20 protein-coding genes are annotated in these 22,617 nt (G+C 71.6%); 14 read left to right on the forward strand and 6 right to left on the reverse strand.

Annotation, left to right across the window (positions count from 1 at the left end):
* Positions 1–83: 83 nt before the first annotated feature.
* Entirely contained in the window at positions 84–1,598 is a 1,515-nt protein-coding gene (locus AB0J36_RS16525) for a cell wall anchor protein (protein ID WP_357131129.1), read from the reverse strand.
* 306 nt (positions 1,599–1,904) lie between these two features.
* Here AB0J36_RS16525 and rsmD point away from each other — a divergent pair, with 306 nt between their 5' ends.
* The 9 genes from rsmD to AB0J36_RS16570 all read left to right on the forward strand — a co-directional run bounded on the left by rsmD (position 1,905) and on the right by AB0J36_RS16570 (position 9,849).
* Positions 1,905–2,468, forward strand: a complete 564-nt coding sequence (rsmD, locus tag AB0J36_RS16530; RefSeq protein WP_357393003.1) for a 16S rRNA (guanine(966)-N(2))-methyltransferase RsmD — start codon at positions 1,905–1,907, stop codon at positions 2,466–2,468.
* Positions 2,465–2,953, forward strand: coding sequence for a pantetheine-phosphate adenylyltransferase (gene coaD, locus AB0J36_RS16535; protein WP_357393005.1), 489 nt, complete (start codon positions 2,465–2,467; stop codon positions 2,951–2,953). Before rsmD ends, coaD begins: the two co-directional genes overlap by 4 nt.
* A 247-nt stretch (positions 2,954–3,200) precedes the next feature.
* Positions 3,201–3,698, forward strand: coding sequence for a hypothetical protein (locus AB0J36_RS16540; RefSeq protein ID WP_234590503.1), 498 nt, complete (start codon positions 3,201–3,203; stop codon positions 3,696–3,698).
* A gap of 111 nt (positions 3,699–3,809) precedes the next feature.
* Complete coding sequence (locus AB0J36_RS16545) at positions 3,810–4,373, forward strand: YceD family protein (protein ID WP_355051548.1); 564 nt, start codon at positions 3,810–3,812, stop codon at positions 4,371–4,373.
* A gap of 5 nt (positions 4,374–4,378) precedes the next feature.
* A complete protein-coding gene (rpmF, locus tag AB0J36_RS16550; RefSeq protein ID WP_030335284.1) occupies positions 4,379–4,552 on the forward strand; it encodes a 50S ribosomal protein L32 in 174 nt (57 codons plus the stop codon).
* Between the two features lie 111 nt (positions 4,553–4,663).
* Positions 4,664–5,650 (forward strand): phosphate acyltransferase PlsX, encoded by a 987-nt coding sequence (locus AB0J36_RS16555; RefSeq protein WP_357131119.1) that lies wholly within the window; start codon positions 4,664–4,666, stop codon positions 5,648–5,650.
* Positions 5,647–6,558, forward strand: coding sequence for a ribonuclease III (rnc, locus tag AB0J36_RS16560; RefSeq protein WP_357131116.1), 912 nt, complete (start codon positions 5,647–5,649; stop codon positions 6,556–6,558). Before AB0J36_RS16555 ends, rnc begins: the two co-directional genes overlap by 4 nt.
* Positions 6,551–7,408 carry a bifunctional DNA-formamidopyrimidine glycosylase/DNA-(apurinic or apyrimidinic site) lyase gene (gene mutM, locus AB0J36_RS16565; RefSeq protein WP_357393009.1) on the forward strand — a complete coding sequence of 286 codons (858 nt, stop codon included), beginning with the start codon at positions 6,551–6,553 and terminating at the stop codon, positions 7,406–7,408. Before rnc ends, mutM begins: the two co-directional genes overlap by 8 nt.
* 221 nt (positions 7,409–7,629) lie before the next feature.
* A complete protein-coding gene (locus tag AB0J36_RS16570; protein WP_363660825.1) occupies positions 7,630–9,849 on the forward strand; it encodes an MMPL family transporter in 2,220 nt (739 codons plus the stop codon).
* 80 nt (positions 9,850–9,929) lie between these two features.
* Here the strand turns inward: AB0J36_RS16570 and AB0J36_RS16575 are convergent, their stop codons facing one another.
* A complete protein-coding gene (locus tag AB0J36_RS16575) occupies positions 9,930–10,772 on the reverse strand; it encodes an endo alpha-1,4 polygalactosaminidase (RefSeq protein ID WP_357131107.1) in 843 nt (280 codons plus the stop codon).
* 110 nt (positions 10,773–10,882) lie between these two features.
* The gene (locus AB0J36_RS16580; protein ID WP_357131104.1) at positions 10,883–11,974 is read right to left on the reverse strand and encodes a CAP domain-containing protein; all 1,092 of its coding nucleotides are present in this window, start codon (positions 11,972–11,974) and stop codon (positions 10,883–10,885) included.
* A 374-nt stretch (positions 11,975–12,348) separates the two neighbouring features.
* Here AB0J36_RS16580 and AB0J36_RS16585 point away from each other — a divergent pair, with 374 nt between their 5' ends.
* From AB0J36_RS16585 to AB0J36_RS16605, 5 genes are all read left to right on the forward strand, one after another.
* Positions 12,349–12,543, forward strand: a complete 195-nt coding sequence (locus AB0J36_RS16585) for a hypothetical protein (RefSeq protein ID WP_007456482.1) — start codon at positions 12,349–12,351, stop codon at positions 12,541–12,543.
* A 372-nt stretch (positions 12,544–12,915) separates the two neighbouring features.
* Positions 12,916–16,530 carry a chromosome segregation protein SMC gene (gene smc, locus AB0J36_RS16590; RefSeq protein ID WP_357173264.1) on the forward strand — a complete coding sequence of 1,205 codons (3,615 nt, stop codon included), beginning with the start codon at positions 12,916–12,918 and terminating at the stop codon, positions 16,528–16,530.
* Complete coding sequence (locus AB0J36_RS16595; RefSeq protein WP_357173267.1) at positions 16,530–17,150, forward strand: HAD-IA family hydrolase; 621 nt, start codon at positions 16,530–16,532, stop codon at positions 17,148–17,150. The genes smc and AB0J36_RS16595 overlap by 1 nt, the downstream gene beginning before the upstream one ends.
* 313 nt (positions 17,151–17,463) lie before the next feature.
* Entirely contained in the window at positions 17,464–18,519 is a 1,056-nt protein-coding gene (locus tag AB0J36_RS16600; protein ID WP_363660826.1) for a hypothetical protein, read from the forward strand.
* Positions 18,520–18,530: 11 nt separating this feature from the next.
* Positions 18,531–19,676 (forward strand): hypothetical protein, encoded by a 1,146-nt coding sequence (locus AB0J36_RS16605; RefSeq protein ID WP_363660827.1) that lies wholly within the window; start codon positions 18,531–18,533, stop codon positions 19,674–19,676.
* 244 nt (positions 19,677–19,920) lie between these two features.
* Here the strand turns inward: AB0J36_RS16605 and AB0J36_RS16610 are convergent, their stop codons facing one another.
* From AB0J36_RS16610 to AB0J36_RS16620, 3 genes are read right to left on the reverse strand one after another with little or no spacing between them, the layout of a single operon-like run.
* Positions 19,921–20,442 (reverse strand): DinB family protein, encoded by a 522-nt coding sequence (locus AB0J36_RS16610; RefSeq protein WP_357131092.1) that lies wholly within the window; start codon positions 20,440–20,442, stop codon positions 19,921–19,923.
* A gap of 45 nt (positions 20,443–20,487) precedes the next feature.
* A complete protein-coding gene (locus tag AB0J36_RS16615) occupies positions 20,488–20,982 on the reverse strand; it encodes a universal stress protein (protein WP_355051558.1) in 495 nt (164 codons plus the stop codon).
* Between the two features lie 9 nt (positions 20,983–20,991).
* Complete coding sequence (locus AB0J36_RS16620; protein ID WP_357131089.1) at positions 20,992–22,602, reverse strand: MDR family MFS transporter; 1,611 nt, start codon at positions 22,600–22,602, stop codon at positions 20,992–20,994.
* Between the last annotated feature and the right edge of the window lie 15 nt (positions 22,603–22,617).

Genomic DNA, 22,617 nt, shown 5'->3' on the forward strand with positions numbered 1-22,617 from the left:
CCAGTTTGTGTACCCACCCCACTCCGCGGGGGGGGCGGGGCGGCGGGGCGCCCCCCCCCCCTCGGGCTTCAGCTCAGGTCAGGTCAGGCGGTGAAGGTCACCCGACGCCGACGGGCGATGACGAAGAGCACCGCGCCCGCGATCAGCAGGGCGACCGCGCCGGCGGCGATGCCGCCCGCCGCCGCACCGGTGACCGGGAGACCCGGCTCGTCGTCGCCGCCACCGCCGCCGCTACCGCCGCAGTTGCCCTCCGGCGTGTAGACAGCTTCCAGCTCCAGGTCCAGGTCCGGCAGGGCGACGAGCGCCGACTCGGCCTTGCCGGCCTTGAAGGTAACCGTCTCCGAAGCGCCGGCCGCGACCGTACGGGTCTCGGTCTTGTCGCCGTAGGTGAAGGTGGTCTTCACCGGCATGCCGCCCTCGGGGTTGGTGACGGTGAGGGCGAACTCCTTGCAGTCGGCCTTGGTGGTGACGGCCGGCAGCGGGCAGTCCTCGGGGCGCGCCCACGAGTAGGTGCCGTTCTCGATAACCTTGCCGTCGACCAGGACCTCGATCTTGCCGGCGTCGGCGGCGGGCACCACGATGCTGGTGTCGGCCTTGCCGGGCGCGACGGAGACCTTCTTGGTGAAGCCGTTCTCGCCCTTGACCTCGAACTCGACGGCGTACTTGCTGATCTTGCCGTCGTTGCTCAGCGACACGGCGACCGAACCGTCGCAGTTGGACGCGAAGGTCGAGGCCGGGGTGACGCAGCTCTTGCTACCGCCGTTGTACCAGCCCTGCGGGCCCTTGGAGCGGTTGCCCGGGGTGCCCGGCGAGCCGAGCTTCTTGTTGTCGTAGCGCTTGCCGCCGTCGACGATCTCGTCGATGACCTGGTCCTTGTCGCCCCAGATGAGGTCGACCTGGGTGTGGCAGTCCGGGATCTCGACGTTCAGCGTGATCTCGGTCTGGGTGGCGCTGACGAAGTCGCTGTCCGGCGTGCCGTACACGTACTGCGGGGTGGCGAACTGCGGCCGCGGCGCGAAGTACGACACCAGCGTGAAGTACTGCTTGCCCTCGCCGCAGAGCGGCAGGTCACCGTCGAGCTTGACGGTGGCGGTGCCCTTCGGGCCGTCGAAGGTGTGGCTGTACTTGGCCTTGTCGAGCTCGACGCACTTCGGGGCCGGAGCGCAGGACTGGTCGGCGGGGATGGTGATGCTGCCGTCGTTGGTGGCTTCCTGGCCGTTCTTCTTCCACTTGCCGAACACCACGAGCTTGGCGCTGGCGGTGTTGCCCGGCACCCGCTGGACGGCCTGCACGGAGCCGGCCTTCTTGATGACGTAGCCCTGCAGCGGCACCGCCTTGGCGCCCTCGACGGGCACGGTCACCGGCGTCGCCGGCTCCGCGGTCACCCGCTGGAGCGTCACGGCCTTGTCGCGCTCGCTGTTCTCCACGTTCCACGTGATCACGCGCTCGCCGGTCTGCTGGTCGCAGTCGACGGTGGCCTTGATCGTGGTGTGGTGCGCGCTGGCTGGGGCGGCCACCGCGACGACCCCGGTGAGGCCGACGATGGCGGCTCCCAGGATGGCCAGCGGTCGCCGGAGCGACAGCTTGGGACGGATCACGGGTACTCCTGGAGTGCTGAAGCGTCAGGGGTGTGGCACGGGAGAGACGGTGGACGGTCACCGCACGTCCGATTCGGAGAGGCGCCCTCCCGAGCCGTGGGCCGGCGGGTTGTCGCCGGCACCCGGCAGACCCTAGCGATATCGCCTCGCGTGAGACAGTGCTCAGGATTTGCTAAGACTGATGTTATGAACTTGAGATCATTGATATACGAGAAGTGATCACATGGTCCGCTTGGTGGTACCGACCGTGTCGGCCGTCGGGTCCGGCTGATCGCGTAGCGTCCTGGTCATGAGCAGGAGGAGACGGTGACCCGGATCGTGGCCGGGACGCTCGGGGGCCGGCGGATCGCCGCACCGCCCGGCGCCGGCACCCGGCCCACGTCCGACCGGGTCCGGGAGGCGCTGTTCAGCGCCGTCGAGTCCGAGGTCGACCTCGACGGCGCGCGCTTCGCCGACCTGTACGCCGGCTCCGGCGCGGTCGGGCTGGAGGCCCTGTCCCGGGGCGCCGGGCACGTCCTGCTGGTGGAGTCCGATCCGCGCGCCGCCCGGGTGATCCGGGAGAACGTGGCGACCCTGCGAGCCGGTGCCGCCGTACGCCTGGTGGCCGGCAAGGTGGCGACGGTGCTGGCCGCCGGTCCGGACGGCGGCGGGTACGACGTGGTGTTCGCCGACCCGCCCTACGCCGTGCCGGACGCGGAGATCACCGCGCTGTTGACGACGCTTGTCGACGGCGGCTGGCTGACGCCCGACGCCCTGGTGGTGGTGGAGCGCTCGCGCCGGACCAGGGACTTCGAGTGGGTGCAGGGGATCACCCCGCAGCGCAGTCGCCGGTACGGCGAGACCACCCTTTGGTACGGTCGCCGATCATGAGACGTGCGGTCTGTCCCGGCTCGTTCGACCCGGTCACCAACGGACACCTCGACATCATCGGCCGCGCCAGTCGGCTGTTCGACGAGGTGATCGTCGGCGTTCTGGTGAACCAGTCCAAGAGTGGCCTGTTCGCCGTCGACGAGCGGATCGAGATGCTCCGCGAGGTGACCGCGTCGTACGACAACGTGCGGGTCGAGTCGTTCCGCGGACTGCTCGTCGACTTCTGCCGGGCGCAGCAGGCGAGCGTCCTGATCAAGGGGCTGCGGGCGGTCAGCGACTTCGACTACGAGCTGCAGATGGCGCAGATGAACATCGGGCTGGCCGGCGTCGAGACGCTCTTCATGCCGACCAACCCCCTCTACTCGTTCCTCTCGTCCAGCCTCGTCAAGGACGTGGCCAAGTGGGGCGGCGACATCTCCGCGCACGTCCCCGACCCGGTCCGCGAGGCCCTCCAGTCCCGCCTGGGCCCCCCACCCCGGACCTGACCCCGGCCCTTCTCCCTCGCGCCGATCTTGCACTTACTGTTCCCGGATCGCCCCGTTTCGGGACGCTTTGCCGCGACCGAAAGTGCAAGATCGCCGCAGCAGGGGCGGGGAGTGACCATGTCGCGACGCGCCGGGTTGGGGTGGTGGGGGCTCGGGTGGGGCGGGCAGGCCATGATGGGCGCAGCGGGAAACCGGCCGTAGCCCGCATCATGGAGGTCGGCCGACGAACGACAGGGGTGAGGTACCGGTGGACCCGCTCGATCGCATCGACGAACTGATCGCCATGGTGGAGCAGGCGCGCTCCGTCCCGATGTCGCGGAACAACTGCATGGTCGACCGGGGCGAAATGATCGCCGCTCTGGACGAGATGCGCGCTGACCTCCCCGCCGACCTGCGTCGCGCCGCCGCGCTCCTGGAGGAACGCGACAAGATCATGGACGCGGGCAAGCGCGAGGCGGACCGGATCATCAGCGAGGGTGAGGCAGAACACGCCCGCCTCGTGTCGGTGAACGAGATCACCGTGTCGGCCGAGCACGAGGGCGCCCGGATCATCGCCGAGGCCCGTGCCGAGGCGCAGCGCCTGCGTGAGGAGGTCGACGACTACGTCGACACGGCGCTGGCCAACTTCGAGCAGTTCCTCACCCGGGCCCTCGCCTCGATAGAGCGTGGCCGCGACAAGATGCACGCGCTGCGGGAGATCGGCACCTTCGGTGGGGATGAGGCGGAACGCCCGCTACCCTTCTGAGCGGCACCTCACCAGCCGACATTCGCGCCTCAGGCGTCGCCCCCGGTTCGACGGCCGGGCGGTCGCCCAGGTAACCTTTTTTGTCGGCCTCTCACCGGCCGGAGTCTTACTATGCCCAAGCACTCGCCATCGACACTCGACCCCAGGTCGCCGCTGGTCCTCGACACGAGGGACCTGCCGCGCCGCCCTGGTGCGTTGCGTGAGGTCCAGCGGGTCGTGCCGGCACCGGTGGACCTCGGTGTGGAGTTGATCGCCGTACCGGAGGGCGCGGACCTCGACCTCGATCTGAGGTTGCAGTCGGTGTCCGAGGGTGTGCTCGTCTCGGGGACCATCACCGGTCCCGTCCGGGGCGAGTGCGGGCGCTGCCTGCGTGAGATCAACGAATCGATGGCCGTGACGATCCAGGAGCTGTACGCGTACGAGAACAGCACCACGGACGCCACGACCGACGAGGACGAGGTGGGCCGGATGCAGGGCGATCTGATCGACCTGGAGCCGGCGCTGCGGGACGCGTTGGTGCTCACGCTGCCGACCAACCCGCTCTGCCGGGAGGACTGCCCAGGACTGTGCCCCGACTGTGGGGCGCACTGGGACGATCTGCCGGCCGACCACAGTCACCAGCAGATCGACCCGCGTTGGGCGGGCCTGTCGCAAATGACCGTTACAGAGGAGTAAGAACCGTGGCCGTCCCGAAGCGCAAGATGTCGCGCAGCAACACCCGGTCCCGCCGGGCGAACTGGAAGGCGACCGTGGTCGCGACCGTCGCGTGCCCGCAGTGCAAGTCCCCGAAGCTGCCGCACGCCGCCTGCTCCGTCTGCGGCACCTACAACGGCCGCCAGGTTCTCGAGGTCTGACCTGGACGCCGAGTGACGCCCCCGACCCCAGGTCGGGCGGCGCGCGCATCCTGGCATTCGCCCGGTGCCCCGGCTCCCTCCGACGCCCGGCCCACTCCGGCCGGCGTACCGGTGGAGCCGGGCACCGCGCGGATCGCCGTTGACCTCCTCGGCGGGGACGACGCTCCCGCCGTCGTGGTTGACGGCGCTCTGCGGGCCATGCGCGCCGACCCTGACCTGCACCTGCTGCTCGTCGGTCCGACCGAGGTCGCCGACGGGCTGATCGCTGCCCTCGCCCCGGCCGAACGGGCCCGGATCACGGTCCGGCCGGTCCGCGCCGCCGTCGGTATGGCCGACCATCCCAGCGCCGCCCGCTCGGAGAGCACCGTCCGGGCCGCCGTCACGGCCGTCCGCGACGGCACCGCCGACGCCCTCGTCTCCGCCGGCGCCACCGGCGCCACGGTCACGGCTGCCGTGCTCGGCCTCGGGCGCTGGTCGGAGATCCGCCAACCCGCCCTGGTCGCCACCCTGCCCGCGGTCGCCGGGCCGGTGGTCCTGCTCGACGTGGGCGGCTCACTGGAGCCCCGCCCCGCCACCCTCGCCCGGCACGCCGTGCTCGGCGCCGCGTACGCCGCGGTGGCCCACTCGATCGCCGCGCCGCGGGTCGGCCTGCTCTCGGTGGGCACCGAGGCCGGCAAGGGCGATCGGGTACGCCGGGCCACCGACCCCCTGCTCGCCGTCGAACCGCTGCCCGGCGGGGCGCGCTACGTCGGGCTCGTCGAGGGGTACGACGTGGCCGTCGGCGCGCGCGCCGATGTGGTGGTCACCGACGGCTTCACCGGTAACGTGCTGCTCAAGGCGATCGAGGGCGCGTACGCGATGGCCGGCGGCCCACCCGCCGAGGGTGGCGCTCCCCGCGCGGCGGCCCTGCTGGGCGTCGCGGGGACCGTCGTCGTCTGTCACGGCTCCGCCCGGGCCGCTGACGTCGCCTCCGGCATCGCCCTCGCCGCTCACCTGTGGCGGCGGCGTGCCACCGATCTGGTCTCCGCGTTGCTCGACGGCGACGCCGCGACGGACCGCACCGACCGCCCCACCGACACCGAGGTACGCACATCATGAGCAACGACAAGCGGCGGCGGGCGTCCGTCGGTCACCTGGAAGCCGCGTTCGGCGTCAGCCTGGAGCCGGACCTGCTGCAACGCGCGCTGACCCACCGCTCGTACGCGTACGAGAACGGCGGCCTGCCGACGAACGAGCGACTGGAGTTCCTCGGCGACTCGGTGCTCGGCGTCGTGATCACCACCGCCCTGTTCCACAACCATCCGGACCTGCCCGAGGGGCAGTTGGCGAAGCTCCGGGCGAGCGTGGTCAACATGCGGGCGCTCGCCGACGTGGCCCGTGGCCTCGGCCCGGACGGTCTCGGCGCGTACCTGCTGCTGGGCAAGGGCGAGGAGACCACCGGTGGCCGGGACAAGGCGAGCATCCTCGCCGACACCCTGGAGGCGCTGCTCGGCGCGATCTACCTGCAGTACGGGCTGGACACCGCCGGGATCGTGATCCACCGCCTCTTCGACCCGCTGATGGCCGAGTCGGCCGGCCGGGGCGCCGCCCTGGACTGGAAGACCAGCCTGCAGGAGTTGACCGCCGCGCTCGGCCTGGGCGTGCCCGAGTACCGGATCGAGGGCACCGGACCGGATCACCTCAAGACGTTCACGGCCTGGGTCGTGGTGGCCGGCAACCGGTACGGCGGCGCGGAGGGGCGCAGCAAGAAGGAGGCCGAGCAGCGCGCCGCCGAGGCGGCCTGGCGGATGCTCTCGAACGAGCACGAGCAGGCCGACCAGGACAACGCGGCCGACCGGGACGCCTCGGCCCAGCACGAGCAGGCCGACCACGGCACGGCCGACCAGGGCGACGCGGCCGGGCCGTTGGAGCGCGCCGATCAGGCGACCCTGGCCGAGGAGGCCGACCACCTGGCGCAGGTCATGCCGGCCGACGTGGCGCAGGAACAGGGGTCCGGTCGTGCCTGAGTTGCCCGAGGTGGAGACCGTCCGGCAGGGGCTGGCCCAGTGGGTCACCGGCCGACGGATCGCCTCGGTCGAGGTCCGGCACCCGCGTGCCGTCCGGCGGCACGTACCCGGCGGCGCGCACTTCGCCGACGTGCTCGCCGGCCGGGCGATCCTGGACGTCCGGCGGCGCGGCAAGTACCTGTGGCTTCCGCTGGACAGCGGTGACGCGGTGGTGGGGCACCTCGGCATGTCGGGTCAGTTGCTGCTCCAGCCGCCCGGCACCCCCGACGAGACCCACCTGCGGGTCCGGTTCCGGTTCGCCGACGACGGACCCGAGCTGCGCTTCGTCGACCAGCGCACGTTCGGCGGGCTCGCGGTGAGCGAGGGCGGCGCCGACCTGCCGGCCGAGATCGCGCACATCGCGCGTGACCCGATGGACCCGGAGTTCTCCGACGCGGCGTTCGTCGCCGCGCTGCGACGCCGGCGGACCGAGGTGAAGCGGGCCCTGCTCGACCAGACGCTGATCTCCGGGGTGGGCAACATCTACGCCGACGAGGCGCTCTGGCGTGCGCGGTTGCACGGCGCCCGACCGACCGACGCGCTCACCGGTCCGGCCGCCCAGCGCCTGCTCGGCCACGTCCGTGACGTGCTCGCCGAGGCCATCAAGGAGGGCGGCACCAGCTTCGACGCCCTCTACGTCAACGTCAACGGCGAGAGCGGCTACTTCGACCGCGCGCTGAACGCGTACGGCCGCGAGGGCGAGCCGTGCCGGCGCTGCGGCACGCCGATCCGGCGGGAGTCGTTCATGAACCGCTCCTCGTACAGCTGCCCGCGTTGCCAGCCCCGGCCTCGGGGTGCCCTTCGGGGATGACCCGGAGCCGGCTCCGGGTCGGTGCCGGCGGGTCGCGGCCGGACGCTCCGGGTAGTTCCCCGGCGTACGTCCGAATCGCGGGTTGATGCCCGCCCGGCGGACCCGCCGCCCCCGGTCGGACGATTCCGGGGCGGGCCGGGGCCGTTCCCCGATGTGACCGCCTCGTCACCCCCCTAACGTCAGCACGGTCGGCAGGGGGTCGACGTGACAGGGGGGCACTGATGGGCAGCAGACCGGTGACGGTGCGGATGGCGCGGTGGAGCGCCGAGCATCCGTGGCGGGCGATCGCGATGTGGATCGTGTTCGTGGCGGTGTGCTTCGTTGGGGGCAACGCCGCCGGCCTCAGCGAGGCCACCAGCGGTGACCAGGCGATCGGCGAGGCCGGGCGGGCGAGCCTCATCATCGACGGCGGGGCCTTCGACGACCCGGCCGTGGAGAACGTCCTCATCACCTTCCGGGGCGGCGCCCTGGACCCGGCCGTGGCGAAGGCGGCCGCCGACGATGCCGCCGCCCGGCTGCGTACGGTCACCGGGGTTGCCGAGATCGGCGCACCCGTCACCGCGCGGGACGGGTCGGCGCTGCTGCTGCCGATCACGATGTCCGGTGACCCGGAGACGGCGTCCGACCGGGTGCAGCCGTTGCGGGACGCCACCGCCGGGGTGCAGAGCGCGCACCCCCAGGTACGCGTCGAGCAGGTCGGCGGGCCGTCGATCGGTCAGGCGCTCGACGACACCCTCGGCAAGGACTTCGAGCGGGCCGAACTGCTGAGCCTGCCGGTGACCCTGGCCATTCTGATCATCGCGTTCGGCGCGTTGATCGCGGCCAGCGTGCCGGTGCTGCTGGCGCTCTCGTCGGTCGCCGCGGCGATGGGTCTGTCCACGCTGGCCTCGCACCTGGTGCCGGCCACCGACACCACGTCACCGGTGATCCTGCTGATCGGCATGGCGGTGGGGGTCGACTACTCGCTGTTCTACATTCGCCGGGAGCGGGAGGAACGCGCCAAGGGCCGCTCCGGCCTGGACGCCGTGGAGATCGCCGCGGAGACCTCCGGGCATGCCGTGGTGGTCTCCGGGGTTGCGGTGATCATCGCGATGGCCGGGCTGTTCCTCGCCGGCGACGTCGTCTTCTCGTCGCTGGCCGTGGGTTCGATCCTGGTGGTGGCCGTCGCGGTGACCGGTTCGCTGACCGTGCTGCCCGCCCTGCTGGCCCGGCTGGGCCGCTGGGTCGACCGTCCCCGGGTGCCGCTGCTGTGGCGCCTCACCGCGCCGCGCACGGGACGGCACGGCGAGGCGCGTACGCCCCGGCTCTGGCCGACGGTGCTGCGTCCCGCGCTGCGGGCGCCGGTGGCGACGCTCGTCATCTCGGTCGGTCTGCTGCTCGCGTTGGCCGCGCCGGCGCTCGGCATGAAGCTGAAGTTCCCCGGCATGGAGGACCTGCCGCGCACCACACCGGCCATGCAGGCGTACGACCGGCTCACCGCAGCCTTCCCGAGCACCGGCACCAATCACGTGGTGGCCGTGCGCGCGCCGGCCGACCAGGCCGACCGGGTGGGCGCGGCCCTCACCGACCTGGCCGCCCGCGCCTCCGCCGATCCGCTGTTCGCCCCCACCGAGGCGGACGGCCCGAAGATCAAGGTGTCGGCCGACCGGCGGGTGTCGGTGCTGGACGTCGCCACCCCGTACGCCAGCCGCGACGACCGGTCGGTGCAGTCGCTGGAGAAGCTGCGCGCCGACCTGGTCCCGGCCGAGCTGCGGGGCATCCCCGGCATCGAGTACGCGGTGGGCGGCAGCGTGGCCGACAGCGAGGACTACGCGGCGCACGTCCGCGACAAGCTGCCGCTGGTGATGGGCTTCGTGCTGGCGCTCACGTTCCTCGTTATGACGCTCACCTTCCGCTCGGTCGTGGTGGCGGCCAGCTCGATCGTGCTGAACCTGCTCTCGGCCGGCGCCGCGTACGGGCTGCTGGTGCTGGTCTTTCAGGGTGACTGGGCCGAGGGACTGCTCGGCTTCACGTCGATGGGGGCGATCGTCTCCTGGCTGCCGCTGTTCCTGTTCGTGGTGCTGTTCGGCCTCTCGATGGACTACCACGTGTTCGTGGTGAGCCGGATCCGCGAGGGGGTACGGGCCGGGATGTCCAACCGGGACGCGGTCTCGTACGGCATCACGTCGTCGGCCGGGGTGGTGACCAGCGCGGCGATCGTGATGGTCGGGGTGTTCTCGATCTTCGCCACGTTGAGCACGATCGACATGAAGCAGCTCGGCATCGGTCTGGCGGCGGCGATCCTGCTGGATGCCACGATCATCCGGGGTGTGGTGCTGCCGGCTCTGATGACCATGCTCGGTGACGCGAACTGGTGGGCGCCGCGGTTCCTGCGCCGGCGTTCGGAGCCTGCGCCCACCGACCCGCCGACCTCCGCCCCGGAGCTGGTGCCCGTCTCCTGAGCAGCAGATCGTTCCCCGTGCCGGGCCGCGACTCGCGGCCCGGCACGTGCCTTACCGGCGTGCACGGGGGCGCCGGGCGGTCACGGCAGCGGGCAGGGCTCCCGCCAGGCGTCCAACTCCCGGTCCTTGCGGATCGACGCGAAGCCGTAGCCGACCGTGGTGACGCAGAAGTCGTCGGTCGTGCCGACGTACTCGACGTGGAAGACCGGTTTGCCGGCGTCCGCGAACGGCAGCAGCTTGGCGCACTGGTCGAGCCGGACGCACTCCTCGTTGACCACGAAGTCGAAGTCGGGTGCCAGGGCCGCGAGCTGCGGCACGTCGTTGACCAGCCCGGGGGAGAGGTCCAGCGAGCGGGCCAGGCGGGCCAGCCGGCGGTTGAACAGCAGTTGATCGTCGAACGCCAGGGGGAAACCACTGCGGTGCGCGTACCCGTCGGCGTCGGCCAGCGCCACCGCGCCGAAGCCCTTGCCCCGGCACAGCCGGAACCGGTCGGTCAGCACCGGCTCCAGCGCGTCCCAGGCCCGTACGTCCAGCCACCGACTGCCGGACTGTCGACCGGGAGCGCCGAGCGCGACGGCGGGCAGTCGGCTGGCGTCCGGGTCGGTCGGGCGCACCGTGCCGACCGCCACCTGGCAGATCAGCCGTCGGTCCCGGGCGCGCAGCTCGGCCGTCTGCGCCGCCGTGGTCGCCACCGGGTCGAGCAGGAAGACGTCCGCGTCCACCGTCTCGTCGAGCGGGCCGTCGAGTTGCCACTGCCACTGCCAGTGGCGGGACTGGGCGGCCGGCCAGGGGGTGGGCGCGCCGGGCGGGGTCAGCTCGCGCCGGCAGCCGTACGCCGGCAGCACCAGGACGAGCGCGACGGCGGCCGACGCGATCCGGCGTAGCGGGCGTGCGGCGCGACGTCGCCGCGGCCGGATCCGCATCGGCAGCTCCCGGGTCCCGGGCGGCCCGTCGCCGCCCCCACCGGCACGCCGCCGTGTACCCCGGCGTACCCAACCGGGTCAACGAGCGCGGGGGCGCGGACGACGCGCGGTCAGCGCGGCGCCGCGAAGACCTGCGTCCAGTACGGCCCGTCGCTGCTGGCGATGCCGACCCCGATCTCGGTGAACGCGCAGTTCAGGATGTTGGCGCGGTGCCCGGAGCTGTTCATCCAGGCATCCATCACGGCGGCCGGCGTCTTCTGGTTCCACGCCACGTTCTCGCCGTAGGTGCGCCACGCGTAGCCGACGCGGTCCAGCCGGACGCCCGTGTCGCTGCCGTCGCTGCCGGTGTGCGTCATCTTGCTGTGGTCGGCCTGGTCCTGGCTGTGCCGCTGCGCGGCGGTCATCAACTTGTCGTCGATGCTGAGCGCCTTGCAGCCGGCCTTGGCCCGCTCGGCGTTGACCAGGTCCACCACCTCGCGGGCCTGGTCGCTGACGGTGCCGCTGGCGGTGCTCGGCGCGGTGCTGCGATCGACGCTGCGGCGGGACGTGGCGGTGGTCCGCGACGAGGCGGGGGTGGGCTTGACGACCTTGCTCGGCGACGGGCTCGGCCGTGCCGGGCTGGGCGAGCTGGTCGCCGACGGTGGGGCCGGGGTGTCGCTGGTCGCCTGCTCGGTGGGGACCGCGGGCGCGGCGGCGACGGTGTCGTCGACGGCGGTCGGCTCGTCGGCCGTGCCGTTGCCGCCGGGCATCGCGAGCGCGCCGACGCCGATGCTCACCACGAGGGTGGCCGTCGCGGCCGCGCCGCCGATCATGAGCGGGCGACGCCAGTTCCGCGGCGAGCGGTGCCGTCCGGTGCCGGTCCGCCCGTCGCCGGCGGCCGCCGTGTTGCGGCCTCCGGTGGGGTACGCGTCGGTCCCGGCGCGCCACCCGTCCGTGACCTCAGTCGCCCGGGTGTCACCGGTCGGTTCGTCGCCTCGGGCGTGTCCCGGCCAGCTCGTGGTCGGCGCGTCCACGGGGGCGGCTTCCCAGCGGGGGGAGGGCTCGGCGGCGTGCCACTCGTCAGCGGGCTGGTCGGGGTCGTCCCCGAACAGGTACGCCGAGCGGGGCTCCGGGCGGTCTGTCAGCCAGTCCGGCTCGTCGGTCGGCCGCTCGGCGCGCCGGGCGGCGCCGTTCGGGTCCATCGGGTCGGTCCAGCCGTACACGCCTCTGCCTCCACGGGGTCGGTTGTGGGCCCGGGTGACGCTACGACTCGCCCGCGACCTGCGGCAACGTGGCTAAGGAAGAGTTAAGAGGAAGTCGGACGCCAAGGCGGTGACTTCCGGGAATACGGGCGTACAGTGAAGGCGTCCGGACAGAGCGTGTCCGTGCCTTGCGGCAGCCCCCCCGACAAGTGGACAGGTCGACGTGGAGATGATCTACGGCCTGCGAGAACTTGACGAAGGAGGGGTTTGCGGCTCAATATATAGGTGTCGCCAGTCGCGCCCGGTCATGCCCAGATACACCTGGAATGACAGCCGCGTACTTAATGGGCGCGCGCTTGGCCGGCCTTTCCGGCAGCGCATATCAAGGAGTCAGCATGGCGAAGGCCCTCTACGGCCACGTAGGTGCAGCGCCCGACCGGCGTCTGCTCGACGAGGTCACCCGACTGCGTGCCAGGGTTCAGGCACTGGAGTTCGAGATCACGCGTCTGCGTGCCGACAATGATCGGCTCGCGGCGGCTGCGGCGGAAGCGGACGACCTGCTCCGTCTCGCCGAGCCGGCGCTGACCTGATCTTCGGGGTTGGAAAACTGAATCGCAGCACCACCGCAAAAATGCGCGCCGACACTCGTGTGCCGGCGCGCAACGCTGTCCGGCCCCTTTCACGGCCGACGATTTATGATCTTGTAACTGGCTCGCTCTCAAGCGCTCCCGCAGTTTCGACAGAACGCCGGCTGGCACCTTTCGATCATGAGCGGTGTTTGTCTTTCCGCCACCGCCGCGACGAGACCAGGGCCACCTCCCGCCTGACGGGGAGCGCGGGTCGTCGCCCCGGCCGGGGCGGGTCGCGTGCCGGGCGGGTGCCGTCACCGGGTTAGTCTGCGGGTTCACCCAGGTCCCCGCAGCCGGCGACGGTACGGCGGCCACCGGACGAGGATCGAGAAGGTGTATCTCAAGAGCCTGACGGTGAAGGGCTTCAAGTCCTTCGCCTCCGCCACGACGTTGAAGCTGGAGCCCGGGATCACCTGCGTGGTGGGCCCGAACGGCTCCGGCAAGTCGAACGTCGTCGACGCCATCGCCTGGGTGCTCGGCGAACAGGGCGCCAAGGCGCTGCGCGGCGGCAAGATGGAGGACGTCATCTTCGCCGGCACCGCCGGCCGTGCCCCGCTGGGCCGCGCCGAGGTCACCCTCACCATCGACAACACCGACGGCGCGCTGCCGATCGAGTACACCGAGGTCTCCATCACCCGCCGGATGTTCCGCTCGGGCGAGAGCGAGTACGAGATCAACGGCAACACCTGCCGACTTCTCGACATCCAGGAGCTGCTGTCCGACTCCGGCATCGGCCGGGAGATGCACATCATCGTCGGGCAGGGCCGCCTGGACGGCATGCTGCACGCCAAGCCGGAAGACCGCCGCTCGTTCATCGAGGAGGCGGCTGGCGTCCTCAAGCACCGCAAGCGCAAGGAAAAGGCGCTGCGCAAGCTCGACGCGATGCAAACCAACCTGAACCGGCTCACCGACCTCACCGCCGAGCTGCGCCGTCAGCTCAAGCCGCTCGGCCGGCAGGCCGAGGTCGCCCGCCGGGCGGCCGCCATCCAGGCCAACCTGCGCGACGCCCGGCTGCGGCTGCTCGCCGACGACCTGGCCACCCTGCGGACCACGCTCGACCGGGAGATCGCCGACGAGACCGCGCTGCGGGAGCGTCGCGAGCAGATCGAGGGCGAACACGCCGAGGTGCAGGGCCGGCTCGGCGAGTTGGAGGCCGCCCTCGCCGAGGACGCGCCGCTGCTCGCGGCGGCGCAGGACACCTGGTACAAGCTGTCCGCGCTGCAGGAGCGGTTCCGCTCGATCGAACAGCTCGCCCGGGAGCGGCTGCGGCACCTCAGCGCCAGCGGCGACGACGAACGGCCCGGCCGCGACCCCGACCAGTTGGAGGCCGAGGCCGAGCGCGTCCGCGAGCAGGAGGAGGAGCTGCGCGCGGCGCTCACCGACGACCAGATCCGGCTGGCCGAGGCGGTCGAGCACCGCCAGGAGCTGGAACGGCAGCTCGCCGCCGCCGAGCGCGAGCTGGTCGCCGCCGCCAAGGCCATCGCCGACCGACGCGAGGGCCTGGCCCGCCTCACCGGCCAGGTCAACTCGGCCCGCGCCCGGACCACCAGCGCCGGTGAGGAGATCGAACGCCTCGCCGTCGCGCACGCCGACGCGCTGGGTCGCGCCGAACAGGCGCAGGCCGACCTGGACGAGGTCGCCGCCCAGTCCACCGAGGCGGACCGGGACAACGCGGACCTGGACGCCCGGCACGCCGAGGCGCTCGCCGTCCAGGAGCGCGCCCAGGCGGCCGTCCGGTCGCTGGCCGACGCCGAGCGGGCCGCGGAGAAGGACGCCGCCACCTGGAAGGCCCGCGAGGAGGCCCTGGCGCTGGGCCTGCGGCGCAAGGACGGCGCCGGGGCGCTGCTGGCCCGCGCCGGGGACGTACCCGGCCTGCTCGGCAGCCTGGCCGGGCTGCTCACCGTCGCGCCCGGACACGAGGCCGCGTTGGCCGCCGCGCTCGGCGGTCTCGCCGACGCGGTCGCCGTCAGCGGGGTGGACGAGGCCGTCGAGGCGATGCGGCTGCTCAAGATCTCCGACGCCGGGCGGGCCGGTCTGCTGGTCGGCAGCCCCGCCGGGCCCGGCATGACCGGATCGGCCGACGCGCTGCGCCCGAAGCTCCCCGACGGCGCCCGCTGGGCTCCCGACCTGGTGGAGTGCGCGCCCGACATCCGGCCGGCGGTGCACCGGGCGCTGCGTGACGTGGCGCTCGTCGACGATCTCGCGGCGGCGGCCGAGCTGGTCGCCGGCAACCCCGAGCTGCGGGCCGTCACGCCGGACGGTGACGTGGTCGGGGCGTACGCGGCGGCCGGCGGGTCGGCCAAGGCGCCCAGCTACATCGAGGTGCAGGCGGCCGTCGAGGAGGCCCGCGCCAACCGGCTCACCGCCGAGCGGACCGGCGCGGAGCTGCGCGACCAGCTCGTCGAGGCGCGCGCCGAGGTGACGACCGCGAAGGAGGCCGTGCAGCACGCCGCCGCCGAGAAGCGGGAGGCGGAGAGCCACCGCAACGCCGCCGCCCGCCGGCTCGCCGAGCTGGGCGCGGCCGCCCGTTCCGCCAAGGCGGAGACCGACCGGCTCGGCGAGTCCCACGCGCGCGCCGAGGCCGCCCGGCAGCGGGATCTCGCCACGCTCGACGAGCTCCAGGAGCGGCTGCGGCTGGCCGAGGAGACCCCGGTCGACGCCGAGCCCTCCACCGAGGAGCGGGACCAGCTCGCCGCCATGGTGCCGCAGGCCCGGCAGAACGAGATGGAGGTCCGGCTCGCGGTGCGTACCGCCGAGGAGCGCGTCTCCTCGATCGCCGGCCGGGCCGACTCGCTCGCCCGGCAGGCCACCGCGGAACGTGCCGCGCGCGAACGCGCCGCCGCCCGGCGGGCCGCGCGCGCCCGGGGCGCGGGCATCGCCCGGGCCGTGGCGGGCGGAGCGCGCGCGGCGCTCACCCGGCTCACCACGTCGATCGCGACGGCCGAGCAGCACCGCGACGCCGTCGCGCGCGAACGCGCCGCCCGCGAGGCGGAGCTTCAGGAGGTACGCGGAGCGGCCAAGCGCCTCGGTGCCGAGCTGGAGCGGCTGACCAGCCAGGTGCACCGCGACGAGGTGGCCCGCGCGGAGCAGCGGCTGCGGATCGAGCAACTGGAGGCGAAGGCCGCCGAGGACTTCGGGCTGGACGTGGAGACCCTCGTCGCCGAGTACGGCCCGAGCCAGCTCGTCCCACCGACCCAGGTCGACGTGGCCGCCGCCGAACGCGACGGTCTGCCGGTGCCCGAGCCGGTGCGCTACGAGCGGCCGGTGCAGGAGAAACGGGCCGCCAAGGCGGAACGCGAACTCGCCCTGCTCGGCAAGGTCAACCCCCTCGCGTTGGAGGAGTTCGCGGCGCTGGAGGAGCGCTTCAAGTTCCTCTCCGAGCAGTTGGAGGACCTCAAGGCCACCCGACGGGACCTGCTCACCGTCGTCAAGGACGTGGACGAGCGGATCCTGGAGGTCTTCGCCAGCGCCTTCGAGGACACCGCGCGCGAGTTCCAGCAGGTGTTCACGGTGCTCTTCCCCGGCGGCGAGGGCCGGCTCATCCTCACCGACCCCGAGGACCTGCTCACCACCGGCGTCGAGGTCGAGGCCCGCCCGCCGGGCAAGAAGATCAAGCGCCTGTCGCTGCTCTCCGGTGGCGAGCGGTCGCTGACCGCCGTGGCCATGCTCGTGGCGATCTTCCGCGCCCGGCCCAGCCCGTTCTACATCATGGACGAGGTGGAGGCGGCCCTGGACGACGTGAACCTGGGCCGGCTCATCACGCTGCTGGCACAGTTGCGGGAGAAGAGTCAGCTGATCGTCATCACGCACCAGAAGCGGACGATGGAGATCGCCGACGCGCTCTACGGGGTGACCATGCGCAGCGGGGTCACCCAGGTGATCAGTCAACGGCTCAACCGAACCGACGAGGACGACCAGCGGCCCGGCCGCGGCGAGGAGAACGGGTAGTGGCTCGGGAACGCGCGAAGGCGCTCCTGCTGGACTTCGACGGCGTACTGCGCCGGTGGGACCCGGCGGTGGCCGCCGACGTCGAGCGGGAGTACGGCCTCTCCGAAGGGGTGCTCACCGAGATCGCCATGCAGTGGGGGAGGCTCCAGCCGGTGCTCACCGGCCAGGTCAGCCACGCCGACTGGGTGAGCAGCGTGGCCGACGCGCTCGCCGAGCCGGCCGGCGGGCCGGACCGGGCCCGCGCGGCCGTCGAGCAGTGGCAGCGCTACCGGGGTGAGGTCGACGAAAAGGTGCTCGACTTCGTCCGGGAGGTGCGCGCCGCCGGCATTCCCGTCGGCCTGGGCACCAACGCCACCGACCTGCTCGACGCCGACCTCGCCGTGCTCGGCCTGGTCGGCGAGTTCGACGTGGTGGTCAACTCGTCCACCCTCGGCGTGCACAAGCCCGCTCCGGAGTACTTCCAGGCCGCCTGCCAGGCGCTGGCCACCCCACCGGCCCGGGTGCTCTTCGTCGACGACGAGGACTGGGCCGTACGGGGCGCCCGCGCCGCCGGGCTGTCGGCCCACCGCTGGGGCGGCCACGCCGACCTGCGCTACCTGCGGGCCGCGCTGGCGGCGTGAGGAACGATCAGCGCAGACCGGGGACCTGGGTGACCGTGAACGGCCAGGCTGGACTGGGCGCGTTGAGCTGACTGTTCCCAGTGCAGACGGCCGACGGTGGTCGGTGACTGCGACCGGCCCCCTCCAGCGGTCAGCCCGGGTACGTGTCCGGGCACGCCGGCAGGAACGGCCGTAGCTCCCGGCCCCGCATTGATTCGACTTGACCCGGTGACGCGGTGAACCTTCGTGATGGGCGCACCGTAGGGGAGTTGGACCCGGCCACCCGTACGAGAGGAGCAGAAACATGCCCCGACGCCCCAGAGCTTATGATCCGATGGCCTACGACGAGGTCATCGCCGACCCTGGCGTCGCCGATGCCCGCCTCGTGATGGCCTGGGCACACGCCTCCGGCAGATTGAATCCCAAAACCAGGAAATACACTGACCTGAACCAGAAAGTGTTGGACGACTTTGCCGATTCTCACGGGCTCCCCTCCGGCTACTACACACTGAAGCGGAAGGGTTCCGAACACCTCCTGCAGGACCATCCTGAGCGTGCCCCTGGCGGCGTCAACCTGGGAGCTGTGGCAGCTCAGCGAATTCGACCGCCCGCCGGATGGGGGCGTGTTTTCACAGCGGCGGCGTATCAGGAGGTCATTGATTTACCTGGGCTCGCCGATCCCCTGCTAGTAGCGGCCTGGGCGCATGAAACGGGTCGTCTGTCCCGCTTGGACATAGCCAGGGTGACTCCGGGGGTGGTGAACGATTTTGCCACCGCACACGGGCTACCCGCAGGCTCGTACACCCTCATCTACAGCGGCGAAGGCTCGGTCTACTCGCCGAAGTCTTACCGGCTGCAATCGAACCCGGATCTTTTTCCCGGCGGCGCGGACCCAAATTCTGCGGCACCCATCAGGATCCGCCCACCCGACGGCTGGGGGCGAAATTATGAAAGGCTGGCTTACGATGAGGTCATCGACAACCCAGAAGTCGCCGATGTCAAACTCCTCGTAAGATGGGCGCGGGCGACCGGCCGACTCCCCGCTTCGGGAACAATCGACAAAGTCGGCCGGGACATGTTGGTGGACTTCGCCGCCGACCACGGGCTCCCCCCGGCCTCATACACCCTCACCTACGACGGTCGCGGCAGCGCCGTATCGACGAAGTCATATCGGCTGCGGGCACACCGCGAGAATTTCCCCAACGGTGCCGATCGAGCGTGGGCAGCGGCGAAGAGGATGCAGTTTTCCCTCGCGGGGGAAAACCCTATGCGCCGGCCGCCTACCTGGACGTCATATTCAGCCCCGGCATCGTCGACGGCCGGCTCGCCTTGGCCTGGGCGCGGGAGACCGGCCGACTCGCTGACCCGAAATCTGGACTGGCGAACTTGAGACAGGGGGTGTTGAACGACTTCGCCACTGCCCACGGATTGCCCAACGGGTATTACACTCTCGCCAAAGTGGGTCGTGAATATTTCGTGGAGTCACACCCGGACCGCGCGCCCTATGGTGCCGACATGACCCAGGCGGCAGCTCAAAAAATTCCCCTGCCCGCCGGCTGGGTGAGAACCTTTACGCCCGCCGCCTACCAGGAAGTCATCGACAATCCATGCATCGTCGATGACCGACTCCTGCAAGCCTGGGCTCGCGACACCGGCCGGCTCGCCCACGCCAGCAGTTCAAACATGACCGTGGCTGTGTTGAACGATTTCACCGATGCCCATGGACTCCCCAGAGGTTCGTACACCCTGCCCAGAGAGGGCGGGAACTGCTTCCTACAGTCACACCCCGACCGCTTCCCCTATGGTGCCAACCCGGAACAGGCGGCGGCGGCCAGGATCAGTCTGCCGGCGGGCTGGCGACCGGGCGTTCCCGCCGAGGCCCGCCAGCACGACCAGGTTCTCGACCCGCTTGGCAACCGGCTGCCCGCACCAGGAGCACCCGCCCTTGCCTATTCGGCGCCCTCCGGGCAGTACGCCGCCGACCCTGCGCCGCAGGGCGACTATGCGCAAAATCCGTACGAGTTTGCGTCCTCGGCGCAATTCCAGTACGCCGGTCCAGGACCGGCAGGACCGGATCTGAGGTACCCGAGCGTAAATCCCTATGCGGTCGAGGCCCAGCCGCCGCTCGCGCTCCAACGATCCCATCCCTCCCACGACGTCAGTGGGTACACATCTGACTACGGGACGAGCGCGTCCTACGGCTTCAACCAGCCCACCACCGATGCCTCCCGATACACCGGATACTCCGAGAGCGGAGGTCCCAACCCTTCCTCCGCCGGCCCGAGCCTGTCCAATTACCACGACTACGCCCGAGTCGTCAGCGCGCCGAACTATCAGTACGGCAGCAGCAGCGTCAACCAGGAAGCCATCAGCTACACGACACAACAGATGGACTCCATGAGCATCACGACCAACAGTTGGCAGCATGACGTGGCAGGCGTCCAGTCATCAGCGCGCCCGGCGAACCAACAGGCCGACTACAGCTTCGACGAAGTGCGGCCACCGACTCCCGAACAGGGGCGCAGAAAACACCGCCGACGCCGTTAGCTGTCGAAGACCGTCGCAGGCGCACCCTGGCGCGGTCAGACGCGCGGCGGCGAGGTCGGGGCTACCCGGCCCCGACCTGGGCTGTCCCGCCGCCCGGACTCCGCCTCGGCTCGACCGCCCTTATGAAACAGGCCCTGGAAGCGGGTGGCTGGGCCCGCCTGGTGCCGACCTACCCGACCCCGCCGGTTCGTCGGTGCTGCCTACGCCGCTGGGCGCGCACACGCTGGCGGCCGGGCGGATGGGGTCACTCGCCGGTGACGCCGTCGATGCGTTCCCGGATCAGGTCGGCGTGGCCGTTGTGCCGGGCGTACTCCTCGATCATGTGCACGTACAACCAGCGCAGGTTGAAGGTGCGCTTCTTGCTGCCGACCTCGATGAACGTCTCGTCGAGGGAGTGCCCGGCGGCGACCGCGCGGGCCAGTGCCACCTCCCGGTGGAAGGTGGCGAAGTCCGCCTCGGCGTCGGCGGCGCTCACGTCGTGGTCGGCGTCCGGGTTCTCGGGCGTGAAGTACGGGTAGTCGACCCGCTCGCCGGCGAAGCACTCCCGGAACCACCACGCCTCCACCTCGGCGAGGTGCCGGACGAGGCCGAGCAGGGTCAGCCCGGACGGCTCGACGCTCGGCGTGCGCAACTGCTCCTCGGTGAGGCCCGCGCACTTGAGCAGCAGTGTCTGCCGGTGGTAGTCGAGCCAGCCGTCGAGCATCGTGCGCTCGTCGCCGACGTACGGTTCGGGGGTCCGGGTGAGCTCCGGTGCGGTCCACGTCATGGCGCGCATCCTGCCCGGGACGTGGGACAACACGCGACGGGTTATTCAGGGCACCACGACGACGGGCCAGTGCCCCTTGCGAACCAGCCGGGTGGCGACCGAGCCGACCAGCCGGTGCCCGGCCTGTTCGGACGCGCCCACCACGACCATGTCGGCCCGGAACTCGTCGGCCGCCGCACACAGCTCGGCGTACGCGTCGCCGCGTCGGCACAGCAGCGTCACCGGAATGCCCAGCTGCTCGGCCCCGCGTCGGCACTCCCGGCGCAGCTCGTCGGCCAGCTCGTCGTGGGTGCGCTGGACCGCGCCGGCGTCCATCCCGGGCACCAGGGAGGTGAGGCCGCTCGCCGAGCTGACGAAGACCACCACGAGCGCGGCGCCCTGGCGGCGGGCCAGCCCTGCGGCGTAGGAGCCGGCCCGCCCGGAGGTGCGGGTGCCGTCGACGCCCACCATGATCACCCTCGGGCCGTCGGTGCCGCGCTCGAAGGGAAGCGAGCTGACCCGGGGGCCGTACTCCTCGCGGTCCGGTGCTCCCACGCCCATGGCTCTACCTCACCTCTGCTCACCGGCGGGCACCGCGCCAGCGCCTACGACAGGATTCGATTCCCGCTCGCCCCCGCCGGAAACCGGGCTGCCGTTGTGCTGCCGCAGCGGCACTTCCTTGATGAAGAGCACGGCGATCAACGCGATCAGCGCGAACGGGGCGGCGGCCAGGAAGATGTCACCGGCGCCGTGGCCGTACGCGGCCTCCACCACCACCCGCAGCGGGCCGGGCAGGGCGTGCACGTCGGGCAGGGTGCCGCCGCTGCCGGAGCTGGACGCGGGGATGCCGAGCTGGGACAGTCCGTCGGCGGTGTAGTCCTTGACCTTGTGGGCGAGGACCGCGCCGAGGGCGGAGACGCCGATCGCGCCGCCCAGGCTGCGGAAGAACGCCACCACCGAGCTGGCCGCGCCGAGCTCGTGCGTGCCGACGGTGTTCTGCACGGCGAGGACGAGGTTCTGCATGGTGAGGCCCAGGCCGACGCCGACCAGCAGCATGTAGACGCTGAGCAGGGCGTAGCTGGTGTCCGCGCGCAGCGTGCCCATGAGCGCGAAGCCGACGGTGAGCAGCGCCGAACCGGCTACCAGGAACCGCTTCCAGCGGCCGGTCTTCGTGATGATCCGTCCGCCCACGGTCGAGGCGACCAGCAGGCCGAGGATCATCGGCAGGGTCATCAGGCCGGCCATCGTCGGGGACTCGCCCCGGCTGATCTGGAAGTACTGGCCCAGGAAGATCGACGCGCCGAACAGGCCCACGCCCACCGCGACGCTGGCGACGACGGCGAGGGTGATCGTCCGGTTGCGGAACAGCCGCGGCGGGATCATCGGCTCGGCGGCGCGGGTCTCCACCCGGATGGCGAGCGCGCCGAGGAGCAGGGCGCCGAGCACCATGGCGACGGTCTGCCAGGACGCCCAGGCGAACTGGTCGCCGGCCAGGGAGACCCAGATCAGCAGCACCGAGACCGCCGCCGTGATCAGGGTGGCGCCCCACCAGTCGATCTGTGCCCGGCGCTTGACCACCGGCAGGTGCAGGGTCTTCTGGAGCACGACGAGCGCGGCGATGGCGAACGGCACGCCGACGTAGAAGCACCAGCGCCAGCCGAGCCACGAGGTGTCCACGATCACGCCGCCGATCAGCGGGCCGCCGATGGTGCCGACGGCCATCACGGCGCCCAGGTAGCCGCTGTAGCGGCCCCGCTCGCGCGGCGCGATGATCGTCGCCAGGATCACCTGGGCCAGCGCGGTGAGGCCACCGGCGCCGACGCCCTGGAGCACCCGGCAGGCGATCAGCTCGCTGGTGCCCTGCGCCAGGCCGGCCAGCACCGAGCCCAAGACGTAGATGCCCAGGGCGAGCTGGACCAGTGTCTTCTTACTGGTCAAATCGGCTAGTTTGCCCCAAATTGGGGTGGTCGCGGTGGTCGCGAGCAGCGCCGAGGTGACCACCCAGGTGTAGGCGGACTGACCGCCGTGCAGCTCCGTGATGATCCGCGGCAGCGCGTTCGAGACGACCGTGGAGGAGAGGATCGCGACGAACATGCCAAGCAGCAGCCCGGAGAGGGCCTCCAGGATCTGCCGGTGGGTCATGTCGACGGCGGGCGCTCGGGACGCTGTCGCCTGGGTCATCGTGTGGTGCCTCCA

Source organism: Micromonospora sp. NPDC049662, from assembly GCF_040675055.1.
GTDB lineage: Bacteria > Actinomycetota > Actinomycetes > Mycobacteriales > Micromonosporaceae > Micromonospora.

Bases quoted from the DNA above. Each gene is read 5' to 3' on its own strand.
- coaD (WP_357393005.1), top strand. From the start codon at position 2,465: ATGAGACGTGCGGTCTGTCCCGGCTCGTTCGACCCGGTCACCAACGGA.
- AB0J36_RS16545 (WP_355051548.1), top strand. From the start codon at position 3,810: ATGCCCAAGCACTCGCCATCGACACTCGACCCCAGGTCGCCGCTGGTC.
- rnc (WP_357131116.1), top strand. From the start codon at position 5,647: ATGAGCAACGACAAGCGGCGGCGGGCGTCCGTCGGTCACCTGGAAGCC.
- AB0J36_RS16570 (WP_363660825.1), top strand. From the start codon at position 7,630: ATGGGCAGCAGACCGGTGACGGTGCGGATGGCGCGGTGGAGCGCCGAG.
- AB0J36_RS16575 (WP_357131107.1), bottom strand. From the start codon at position 10,772: ATGCGGATCCGGCCGCGGCGACGTCGCGCCGCACGCCCGCTACGCCGG.
- AB0J36_RS16585 (WP_007456482.1), top strand. From the start codon at position 12,349: ATGGCGAAGGCCCTCTACGGCCACGTAGGTGCAGCGCCCGACCGGCGT.
- AB0J36_RS16600 (WP_363660826.1), top strand. From the start codon at position 17,464: ATGGCCTACGACGAGGTCATCGCCGACCCTGGCGTCGCCGATGCCCGC.
- AB0J36_RS16610 (WP_357131092.1), bottom strand. From the start codon at position 20,442: ATGACGTGGACCGCACCGGAGCTCACCCGGACCCCCGAACCGTACGTC.
- AB0J36_RS16615 (WP_355051558.1), bottom strand. From the start codon at position 20,982: ATGGGCGTGGGAGCACCGGACCGCGAGGAGTACGGCCCCCGGGTCAGC.
- AB0J36_RS16620 (WP_357131089.1), bottom strand. From the start codon at position 22,602: ATGACCCAGGCGACAGCGTCCCGAGCGCCCGCCGTCGACATGACCCAC.